The sequence below is a fragment of the Pseudarthrobacter sp. YAF2 genome, from assembly GCF_052113345.1.
GTDB lineage: Bacteria > Actinomycetota > Actinomycetes > Actinomycetales > Micrococcaceae > Arthrobacter.
Window position 1 is genome coordinate 218,808 of record NZ_JBFRDA010000014.1, and the last position, 10,565, is coordinate 229,372.

The 10,565-nt window shown below is 61.7% G+C and carries 11 protein-coding genes; all 11 read right to left on the reverse strand.

Annotated elements, in window-relative coordinates; all coding sequences use genetic code 11:
- Positions 1-25 precede the first annotated feature (25 nt).
- The 11 genes from ftsX to AB4Y79_RS15865 all read right to left on the reverse strand — a co-directional run bounded on the left by ftsX (position 26) and on the right by AB4Y79_RS15865 (position 9,636).
- Positions 26-940, reverse strand: coding sequence for a permease-like cell division protein FtsX (ftsX, locus tag AB4Y79_RS15815; RefSeq protein WP_441863653.1), 915 nt, complete (start codon positions 938-940; stop codon positions 26-28).
- Entirely contained in the window at positions 937-1,725 is a 789-nt protein-coding gene (ftsE, locus tag AB4Y79_RS15820) for a cell division ATP-binding protein FtsE (protein WP_441863656.1), read from the reverse strand. The genes ftsX and ftsE overlap by 4 nt, the downstream gene beginning before the upstream one ends.
- A 184-nt stretch (positions 1,726-1,909) precedes the next feature.
- On the reverse strand, positions 1,910-3,025 hold the full coding sequence (gene prfB, locus AB4Y79_RS15825) for a peptide chain release factor 2 (RefSeq protein ID WP_308930522.1): 1,116 nt from the start codon (positions 3,023-3,025) through the stop codon (positions 1,910-1,912).
- A 79-nt stretch (positions 3,026-3,104) separates the two neighbouring features.
- Complete coding sequence (locus AB4Y79_RS15830; protein WP_308930521.1) at positions 3,105-3,515, reverse strand: pilus assembly protein TadG-related protein; 411 nt, start codon at positions 3,513-3,515, stop codon at positions 3,105-3,107.
- Positions 3,516-3,550: 35 nt separating this feature from the next.
- The gene (locus AB4Y79_RS15835) at positions 3,551-4,009 is read right to left on the reverse strand and encodes a TadE/TadG family type IV pilus assembly protein (protein WP_441863658.1); all 459 of its coding nucleotides are present in this window, start codon (positions 4,007-4,009) and stop codon (positions 3,551-3,553) included.
- Between the two features lie 124 nt (positions 4,010-4,133).
- Positions 4,134-4,550: a TadE/TadG family type IV pilus assembly protein gene (locus AB4Y79_RS15840; protein WP_441863660.1), complete on the reverse strand. Its 417-nt coding sequence runs from the start codon at positions 4,548-4,550 to the stop codon at positions 4,134-4,136.
- A gap of 3 nt (positions 4,551-4,553) precedes the next feature.
- Positions 4,554-4,805: a hypothetical protein gene (locus tag AB4Y79_RS15845; protein ID WP_441863662.1), complete on the reverse strand. Its 252-nt coding sequence runs from the start codon at positions 4,803-4,805 to the stop codon at positions 4,554-4,556.
- 70 nt (positions 4,806-4,875) lie between these two features.
- Entirely contained in the window at positions 4,876-5,817 is a 942-nt protein-coding gene (locus AB4Y79_RS15850; protein WP_441863699.1) for a type II secretion system F family protein, read from the reverse strand.
- Positions 5,817-6,674: a type II secretion system F family protein gene (locus AB4Y79_RS15855; protein ID WP_441863664.1), complete on the reverse strand. Its 858-nt coding sequence runs from the start codon at positions 6,672-6,674 to the stop codon at positions 5,817-5,819. The genes AB4Y79_RS15850 and AB4Y79_RS15855 overlap by 1 nt, the downstream gene beginning before the upstream one ends.
- The gene (locus AB4Y79_RS15860) at positions 6,671-7,894 is read right to left on the reverse strand and encodes a CpaF family protein (protein WP_441863702.1); all 1,224 of its coding nucleotides are present in this window, start codon (positions 7,892-7,894) and stop codon (positions 6,671-6,673) included. The genes AB4Y79_RS15855 and AB4Y79_RS15860 overlap by 4 nt, the downstream gene beginning before the upstream one ends.
- A 659-nt stretch (positions 7,895-8,553) precedes the next feature.
- Positions 8,554-9,636: a hypothetical protein gene (locus AB4Y79_RS15865; protein WP_441863666.1), complete on the reverse strand. Its 1,083-nt coding sequence runs from the start codon at positions 9,634-9,636 to the stop codon at positions 8,554-8,556.
- Positions 9,637-10,565 lie beyond the last annotated feature (929 nt).

The following is a 10,565-nucleotide window of genomic DNA, read 5'->3' on the forward strand; positions in this document are numbered from 1 at the left end:
GCATTCCTTGGTCGGTTTGCATAGCCTAAACGCGCAAATATCTGCGAAGGGTCAAGAGAGACGAAATTCCTGCCAAGGATCCGCCAAGGACCAGCAGCGCCGGAGCGAGGATCAGTGTCTGGCCGGAGGAAATGAAGGCGGTGTCCGGGTACTGGCGGGACATGTAGTCACCCAGGAAGAACTGCGCCACTGCCCAGAGCGTACCGGAGGCCAGCGCAGCGCCGATGACCGCGGCGATGACCCCTTCGAGGATGAAGGGCAGCTGGATCACGGTCTTTGACGCGCCCACGAGCCGCATGATCCCGGTTTCCCGGCGCCTGCTGAAGGCGGAGAGCCGGATGGTGGTGGCGATCAGCAGGATCGCGCAGACGATCATCACGCCGGCGATGCTTACCGCTACGAGGGAGGCGCCGTTCATCACCGAGAAGAGGCGTTCGAGGAGCTGTCGCTGGTCGATCACGGTCTCCACGCCCGGCTGGGAGGAGAAGGTCTCGCTGATGATCTGGTATTTTTCCGGGTCCTTCATGTTGATTCGGAATGACGCCGGCAGCTGGTCCGGGGTTACGGAGTCAACAATCGGCGAGTTCGAGAACTGGTCCTTGAAGTGTTTGTAGGCCTCGTCCCGGGATTCGAACTGGAAGTCGTTGATGTACTGCGCCACGGCAGGTGACTCCAGGAGCGCGTTCAGGCCCTGCTGCTGCTCGGGGGTCACCGGGCCGGACACGCAACCCGGCGCCGTCGAACCGTCGCTGCACAGGAAGATGGCCACCTGGACCTTGTCGTACCAGTACCCCTTCATCTGGTTGATCTGCATCTGGAGCATTCCGGCCGCGCCCACAAACGTGAGGGACACGAACGTCACCAGGATGACCGAGACCACCATGGAAAGGTTGCGGCGCAGGCCGCTGCCGATCTCCGAGAGGATGAACGCAAGCCTCATCGCCGTGCCTCACCTTCGGCACCGTTGCCCGGCAGGCCGTCGTCGGGCGCTTCCCTGCCGCTGGCGTCCTTGAGCCGCCTGGACTGGCCGACGACGGGGATCATCGAGGTGTACAGGGCCTTGGCTTCGTCGCGGATCACCACGCCGTTCTTGAGTTCGACAACCCGCTTGCGCATCTCGTTGACGATGTCGTCGTCGTGGGTGGCCATCACCACGGTGGTTCCGTTTTGGTTGATTTTGTCCAGCACGCCCATGATGCCCATGGATGTGGTGGGGTCCAGGTTTCCGGTGGGTTCGTCGGCCAGGAGGATTCCGGGGCGGTTGACCACGGCCCGCGCTATGGCTACGCGCTGCTGCTCGCCGCCGGACAGTTCGTGCGGCATGCGGTGTTCCTTGCCTTCGAGGCCAACCGTCTTGAGGACCTCGGGGACGGTGTCGCGGATGACACTGCGGCTCTTGCCGATGACCTGCATGGCGAACGCGACGTTGGCGAAGACATTCTTTTGCGGCAGGAGGCGGAAGTCCTGGAAGACGACGCCGATGCCGCGGCGCAGGCGCGGCACGCGCCAACTCGAAATCCTGGCAACGTTTTGGCCGGCGACGTAGACGGCGCCTTCTGTTGCACGGTCTTCCTTCAGCACCAGCCGGAGGAAGGTGGACTTTCCGGAGCCGGAGGCACCCACCAGGAAGGCGAATTCGCCCCGATCAATCTCAAGGTTGACGGAGTCCAGCGCAGGCCGGGCTTTTTGGTCGTAGACCTTGGTGACATTTTCGAATCGGATCATGGCCCTAAGTACCCTGCAGGGCATGGCTGATTGTTCTGATGCAGCCCAGTTCTGCAGCCGGTGCACGGGTTTTCGTTTGGGGGAAGTAGGGCCCCGGCCCCTCGACTATACGCAGGATACCCGGTGCTTTGGCGGGCTTTCGGGGGCGTGTCGCCGGATCCGATAGCGGCAGGCAGGCCGTCCGCTACTTTTCGGCGTTGCGGTTGTCAGTGCGCCAGCGGATGCCGGCGTCGATGAAATCGTCGATCTCGCCGTCAAACACTGCCGACGTGTTGCCCACCTCGTGTTCGGTGCGCAGGTCTTTGACCATCTGGTACGGGTTGAGGACGTAGGAACGCATCTGGTCGCCCCAGGAGGCTTTGACGTCCCCGGCCAAGGCCTTCTTCTCCGCGTCCTCCTGTTCCTTCTTGAGGAGGAGGAGCCGGGATTGCAGCACGCGCATGGCGGCGGCCCGGTTTTGGAGCTGGGACTTCTCGTTCTGCATGGAGACGACGGTGCCGGTAGGGATGTGGGTAAGGCGCACCGCGGAGTCGGTGGTGTTGACCGACTGGCCACCGGGGCCGGACGAGCGGAACACATCGACCCTGATTTCGTTGTCCGGGATGTCGATGGAATCGGTCTGTTCGATCAGCGGGATGACTTCCACGGCCGCGAACGATGTCTGGCGCCGGCCCTGGTTGTCGAAGGGGCTGATGCGGACCAGGCGGTGGGTTCCGGCTTCAACGCTGAGGGTGCCAAAGGCGTAGGGCGCCTTGACCTCGAAGGTGGCCGATTTCAAGCCGGCTTCCTCCGCGTACGAGGTGTCCATGACGGTCGTCGGGTAGCCGTGCCGCTCGGCCCAGCGAAGGTACATGCGCATCAGCATCTCGGCGAAATCTGCCGCGTCCACTCCGCCCGCGCCTGCACGAATGGAAACCACGGCTTCGCGCTCGTCGTACTCGCCGGACAGCAGGGTGACCACTTCCAGGTCCTTGAGGGCCTTCTTGATGGATTCGAGTTCGGCTGCCGCCTCTCCCATCGAGTCGGCGTCGTCCTCGTCCTGGCCGAGTTCCACGAGGACTTCAAGATCGTCGATCCGGGCGGCCAGGGAGGTGAGGCGTTCCAGCTCGGACTGTCGGTGGGAGAGCCTGGAGGTAATCTTCTGCGCGGCTGCGGGGTCGTCCCACAGGTTCGGCTCCCCTGCCCGCTCGCTGAGTTCGGCGATGTCTTCACGGAGTGCATCCACCTCGGAGACACGTTCGATCGACTCATAGGTGGCTCGAAGGGCGCGGATTTCAGCGGAAAAATCAATATTGGCCATGGTGGTTTAACCCTACGCTATCGGGGCCACACGGCCCGGCCGCTGCCGGTAGGCGGAGACTGGATCACGGGGTCAGGCATCAGCGGCTCAGCCGGGAGCGTGCCGTGGACGTCGCCTCGATGCGGATTCCGTCGGGCATCAGGAAGTTCACCACGGGCGGGTGCACGGCGGCGGTGAGGACTACGACGGCGGTCGAACCATCCGGCGAGCCCGTCCCGCCGGCGACGGCAAGGCTGGAGAACCGTTGCGAGGCGGGGCTCCTGTCGAGGAAGTCGACTGCGACGTTCCGGACACGGGCGGGGTTGAGGACAGCAGATGGGGTTCCACCCTGTGATGAGACATCGCCGAGTGTGTAGCTGTCGGCTGCGGCCAGCGATGCTCCGTCCGCCAGCGACAGAAGCCGCTTGTGCTCCACGTAGACGGCGGATATTCCGATGACGACCGTTGCCACCAGCAAGGCCAGGGCTACGTAGCCGACGATCATCACCATCAGCTGGCCGCTCTCGCCATTTTGCTTTCCGGGCGTCAACGGTACCGCCCCACCAGTTGGGTGGCGGAGGCCTGCACTTCCGCGGCAGAGAGCCCGTCCGCAAAGGGGAGGAACGGCAGCGGCACGTTGAGGCTGACCGTCACCGTGACGGCACTGCCTGCAGCGTTGCAGTCTGCCGGTTCACAGCTTGTCGTCATGTTTGCCCGCCCTGGTTCATGCCCAAAATCGGAAAGAGCCAGGAATACTGCCCGCTCTGCGGCCGCCTGCGCGGTGCCGGCGTCGGGCTGGGCATTGTACACCTTTGCTGCCTGGTCTGCGGCGCCGACCACGGCGAAGGAGCCGCTCTGGATCTGACCCACGGTGATGACGAAATACACCAGCGGGACCATCAGCAGGAGTGCCAGGAATGTGAACTCGACGACCGCACTCCCCCGTTCGTGCTCGCTGTAGTGCCGCTGCATGCGCTCTCGGTGCAGCCGCTGCTGGATCACCACCAGGCCCGAGGCGTTTGTATTTCCCGGGCCCTGCCCGTCCTCCCTGGCCGGTTCCCGACAGAGAGCTTCCGCGAGCCTCCTCCTGATGCGGAACCTGATGGGCGGCCTAACAGGGGCAGACGAATCACGGCTGGATGGCGGCATGCCCTTTCACCTCCAACATTTCCTGCGGGCCGATCAGGCCGATCACAGGCAGTGGTGACCGGACGGTGACTTCCAGCGTGCGCATCCCCTGCAGATTCACTTCCCGGCTGCTGACCTGCTCCGCAAATCCGGGGTTCAGGGCTATCCCGATGAGGCTGCGGGTCCGTTCCTCCGCGTCTGCGGCGTTGCGGTCTGCCAAGGTCCCGTACCGGGCGCCCGACGCGGCAGCATCGATAAGTGTGTTTCGGACGTGAAGTACCAGGGTCAGTTGGATGATCGCGAGGAAGAACATCGTGAGCAGCCCGCCGACCAGGACGAAGTCCACGACGGCCGAGCCCCGCTCCCCCTCACGGGGCAGCCCGGGCTGCACCTCGGGCCCTGGAGCGGATCGCGCCATGGATCAGTTCCCCACTTTGTCCATTGCCTGATTGAACATGGCTTCGAGGGCCGGGCCGGCGAGCGCCAGGAGAGCCGCCACGAGGACGGCGGACATCAGCGTAATCATTACCCATCCGGGCACGTCCCCACGCTCGGGGTTATCGCCCTTGGCCCCCTTGGATCGGTGCCGGCTCCCCGGACGGGAAATCCTAAACTGCCACAGAGCAGCCATTCCGATAAACAACACCACGAGCCGGTTTCCCATAGTTTTCATGTTGCGTCCTTTCCTGGTTAGTACGGTGTTTTTTGCCGGAGCTGCTGCACTGTGCATTTGCCCGCAGCCCTCAGAAGCCCAAATTGATCGCCGCAATACCGGGGAATACGGCGAATACCACCGTCAGCGGGAGTACCCCGAAGACCAGTGGCACCATCATTGCTATTTCCTTTTTGCCCGCCGCTTCCATCAGGTCCCGCTTGGCCGAATCACGGACATCCTGGGCCTGGGCACGGAGCACTTCCGCGAGAGGGGTTCCCCTATCCACTGCGACGATGATGCCGTCAACGAACCTGACCAGCGGCGCGAGGTCAGTGCGTGCCGAAAACTCCTCCAGGGCGAGGATGAGGGGTTTTCCTGCCCTGGTCTCCGCGAGGATCTTCGCAAATTCCTTGGACAGCTCCCCGTTGGCGCTCCTGCAGACCCGGTCCAGTGCACCCGTCGCGCTTTCTCCTGCGCTGACGGCCAGGGCCATCAGCTCCGCCAGGCTGGGAAATTCGGCCATCATACGTGCCTCCCGGCGCCGGACCTGGGCGCCCAGCCAGTAGTCCCGCAGTACAAAGCCTCCCGCTGCGCTGCCAATAATTGCGACGGCGGCAAAGATCGGGCTGAACCTGCCGGCGGCGGCTCCCACGAGTATGGCTGTCAGGGCGATGGCAAAACCGGCCGCTGCCCACAGCAGCTGTTCCGCTCGGAAGTCAATGGGAGACTTGGTGATCCCCGCCTGGGCCAGCCGCCGCTCCGTGGCTCCCGGGGAGGGATTCAGACGGCCCAGCGCGGAGAACCAGTCGCGGAAGACTGGACGGAGAATCCGTTCCAGTGGGCCAAATGGGGTCAGGTTCTGTTCTCCCGCGTTCAAGAGCCGCGATTCAAGGTTCTGCGATTTGAGTTGTGGGTCGATTCGTTCAGAGAGCGTCATGGCGCGCATCGGCGGAGACCTGAAGAGCACCAGACACAATCCGAGGCCCAGGCCGATCCCACAGACCACGGCTGCGGGCGGGACCACCATCATCATCGGAGCACCCTTTCGTCCTGTGGCAGGGCGCCGATCTTCAACATGACGGTGTAGCAAATGAGTGAGACGATCAGACCCCCAAGCAGGACTGCCGCGCCCACCGGCGTGTTGTAGGCCTGGATCGCTTCGGGCCTGGTTGCCAGGAGGATCATCACGATCCACGGTGCGGCCACAGCAAGCCGGGCCGCGTTGATCGTCCAGGACTGCCGCGCTTCCAGCTCACTGCGTGTGCGAGCGCTTTCACGGAGGAATTCTCCCAACGTGCCGAGCAGCCGGCCCAAGTCGGAGCCACCCACTTCCCGGGTGAGGCGCAGGGCTTCGACGATGCGGTCTGCGACAGGATCGGCAAGCCGGTGTTTGAGCTTGTTCAGGGAGCCGTCGAATTGGCCGCCAGCACGGTAATCGGCCCCGAACTCGCGAAACAGTGGCCGGAGTTCCTCGGGTCCTTTGTCGCCCAGTTGGATCAGTGCCTCAGGCAGCGGGAGGCCCGCGCGGATTGCCGAACGAAGGTGATCAACGACGTCGGGCCAGAGCTGGCGGAGCAGCGCCGTCCTTTTTCGTGCCCGCCAGCGGAGCAGCGTGATGGGCAGCCATGCTCCGAAAAGGCCGAAACATCCGGCAATTGGCCATGAACGGCTGAGCGCGAAAAAGACCAGGGCAACGAACAGTCCCAGACCCAGGCAGGTCCCGACCAAACCCCGGACAGATACTTTTTCGACGCCGGCGGCAGCGAGCAGGTCCCCCATCCGCCCGGGCTTTCGCACCCGAAGCCTTGGGTCAGGGGTCTCCCAGCAGGACCACCAGATGAGGAAGAAGCCTACCCCGGCCGCGGCTCCCAACAACGCGGAAATCATCGTGCATCCAAGAGTGCGGCGACGTCGTATCCTGCCCGGGAGAATTTATCCGCGGCAGGCATCGCGTTTGCCCTGGGCTGCAGGACGCCGTTCTCCACGGAGAAGACCAGAGAGGATTCTATGATGCCGTTTTCCACACGGCGCCCCAGCGAGAGGATCTGCGTGACCTGCCGCCGTCCGTCGGCCTGTCTGCTGCAGTGCACGACGAGATCGATGCAGGACGCGACGGTGGGCACCACGAAGGCGCTGGAGATGTTCTCCCCGGCCAGCAACGGCAGCGTGCAAATCTTGGTGACGGCGTCGTGGGCGGAGTTTGCGTGGACGGTACACATCCCCGGAAGGCCGCTATTTAGTGCAATGAGCATGTCCAGGCTTTCGGCTTCGCGGACCTCCCCCACCACCAGCCGGTCGGGCCGCATGCGAAGGGCTTCCTTAACAAGGCGCCGGAGCGGGATTTCGCCTTCGCCCTCCAGGTTGGGTTGCCGGCACTGGAGCCCGACGACATCGCGCAACGGGAACCGGAGTTCGAAGATTTCTTCAACCGTGATCACGCGCTCCCGGCTGCCGATACTGGCCGCCAAGCAGTTCAACATGGTGGTCTTGCCGGCCTGTGTTGCACCGGAGACCAGGATGTTCAGGCCACTGGATACCGCCGCCCCGAGGAACCGCGCAGATTGGTGCGTCAGCGTTCCGAGCTCAACAAGGTGCTCGAGCCGGCTCGCCTTCACCACGAATTTTCGAATGTTGACCGCCCAGTGGCGGCGGGTGACGTCTGGGATGACGACGTGAAGCCTGGACCCGTCAGGCAGGGCAGCATCCACAAAGGGCGAGGACATGTCCAGCCGCCGGCCGGAGCTCTTCAGCATTCGCTCCACAAGGTCACGCACCTGCTGCTCCGTAAGGCTCAGCGAGGTCAGCTCGGACTCGCCATTGCGCGCAACAAATATCTCGTTTGGCGCGTTGAGCCAAATCTCTTCGATCGACGGATCATCGAGCAACGGCTGGAGTACACCGAACCCTGCAACCGCATCGAACAGGAATCTGCGCGCTGCATCCAGCGGCCCGATGGGCGGAAGCGGGCCCATTAGTGCCCGCTCGTCGTAATCGGTGACCGCAGCCTCCACCAGGCGCCGGACCTCACCCGCTTGCCGCAGCGGATCCAATCCGCGGCGGCGGATAAGTTCGCGGACCTCGTCCTCGACTATTCCCAGCGCGTCCATATGTTCCCCCATACAAATGCCGCCTCCGTCGGAGGCAGTGCGACTGGGTACAGCCTAGGGAGCGTACACCACGCTGCCAAGTCATATGGGTGGGCCTGTGGACAAGCCCGCGACATGCACACAGGGTTGTCTCTGCCCTGCGAGTAAGGTGGTCATTTCAACGCCCAGAGTCTTTGACTTTCGCGGTCCTGCCGTCAATATGAGCGAGCATCGATCCTTGCGCAAACCGTCTATGGCACCGTTGCCCTAAATTGCTAACGCTACGTGTCTCCGTGACTGACATCACGAGCTGATACGCAGCACGAAGGTGCAGAGCCGGGCAACGGGACGTCGAGACAAAAAGCACCGTTGTCGGAATCCAGCACGGCGAAGCCGCTGACGCACGGGTGGAACACCGGCCTGCGTTCGGAAGCCGCCGCTATACGTGCAGGCTACCCCAGATCCCCTCTACGATGAGCGCGAGTGACGGCGCATTTCCGACCTTAGGGGCTCCTGTACCGCTCATGCTGGCGGGTCATACGACGATGGCGCTACTCGTTCCCCGTTATGCGTTGAGACGAAAACTGCAGTGATCTGCCTACGCCTGCTTTCGACGATCAAACGTCTAGGGGTCAATTGCTAGAGCTCGCTCCCAGCCAAGCGAGTTCTAGCAACAAACCCTAGGGGAACAGGAGGACAGATGCCGCAGCATGGCTGCTCCTGTCCTGCTCGAGCAGCGCGCAGGGAAGTCTTACCTGGGTGAACTTCCAACGGGCGGGGGCCACCGACACAGTACTTTCCGTCAGTGACTTATCGGAACTGCATGCGGCCCGAGCCGTAACGACTTGGGCTGCCCATTCGGGGCCGGCTTCCCTCAATGTGCTGCCTTGGAAGAAATTAGGCAGCATAACCAGTGTGAATACCAGCAACGCAGCGAAGGACCACTTTTTCGTTCCTGGTTGGCTATCGTAGGTAGGTCGATCGTTAAGGCTCGCGAGAGCAATGGGAATGAGTGTAAGGAGGAGCATGCCAGGGGCGACCGCATAGCGGCTGAATTGAAAATTTTGCCGCCAATCCTGGTTATTGAAGTATGCGTAATTGAACACGGGATTAGCGTTGATGAGAACTGATGCAGTCCAGCATGTTGCGGCCGAACTTACCGCGTAAATAGCGGCCACCTTTAACTTCGTCCTGCCGAACATAAGAATTAAAATGAAAAATATCGCCAAGACTATTGCTGGGAGAAAGACAGTCAGCGTTCCGGTATTTGCTAGATCGGCAGCAACGGCGTGGCTGTCGGTCCACACCAGTGAAGCGATGGGCTGGACGAAGAAGCCAATTGCGACGGAGCGGAGACCAACACTGTTATCCACTCGAAGGGACTCCCCTCGAGGACTAACAAGTGTTGTCAGCAGCTGAAGGCCGACCCCCACGATGAGGCCGATCGGCGCGCAGTAGTTCTTCCGTTTCAATATCATCCATGCTGCCAGCGGGAGAAAAATCACTGTTATGACCTCACTGGCCGAGATAGCCAAAGCAATAAGAAACAGTCCTGCGCGGCCCCCGCGTGAGACAGGCCGATAAATGAGTAACCAGGGCGAGAGCCACAGAAAGTACCAGTGAAGGTTTGCAGCGTTGCCCAGCACTTCCACCGGAGCAAGAGGTAGCAGGACGGGGATAGCAGCGAATATTGTGCGTAACCACGGAGATTGAATTAGGGGCTTGGCGAGTACGAAAACACCCAACCCTACGCCCGCAGCCACTGCGCAACTCAGAAAAGATACCCATACGGCAAAAGCGTCGATAGGGGCAAGGACGTACACAACGCCAACAAGAGCGCGGGGAATTACGTGAATATATCCATCGTAGGGTTTAAGAAGGGTTTCCCATCCGTTGCTGGAGAGAACATCCCGTAGAAAGACTCCCCCATCCTCGGCCCAGACCGTTTGTCTAGCGGTTCGCGAAAGCCTGCACCAAGCTATAAGAGTCAACACAAGCCAAGCCAAGGCCAACCACAAGGGGGTTAATAACTTACGCAACTGCGGTACCGCAAAGGCCACCCAGGCACTCCCCAATCGATGCAAAGTCGTAGCGGATTATGAACGTGCCCGAGTTGGGTCGCCGATGCCCAACCACATCCAGTGCAAGAACTGGAATCTCCATACTTCGAACCAACGCCGCTTGTCCGTGTACGCACCTGGAGCCACCTCTCGACTGCACCCACTACTGGTGGGATCTTAGCCTAGGAACGCATCGGCCTAGACCAGCCTGCCTTTATCTGGATGGCGGTTAGCAGTATTTTCCAGCGAGCGAGTCGCGTCGGCATCTTCCTCACCTAACACTATCGACATCCGGAGTCCTCCCTCGCGACAACATCGCAGAGAATGACCCGTTATCACAAACACCCTCATCCGCCTGGCGAAGGCGCTGCCTGCACGTCAACTCAAATCAAGTGAAGACAACTTGTGACCGCGAAAGTGAACAACTATTCTAACTAGTGCGTCTCTTCATGGCACACATCATGGCAGCGCCAGAGGACCCCGAAGCGCTGATATGTAGGCTCTGTTGTCAAGAGTGCATGGATGAGCGACTCCTGGGTTTATTTTCAGGGGTCGCTCATCGTGTACCGGCCGGTCGTGATGCTGTGGGGGGTAGCTGGTCGTTTTTCGGCTGGCAGTGTCAGGCTGATATT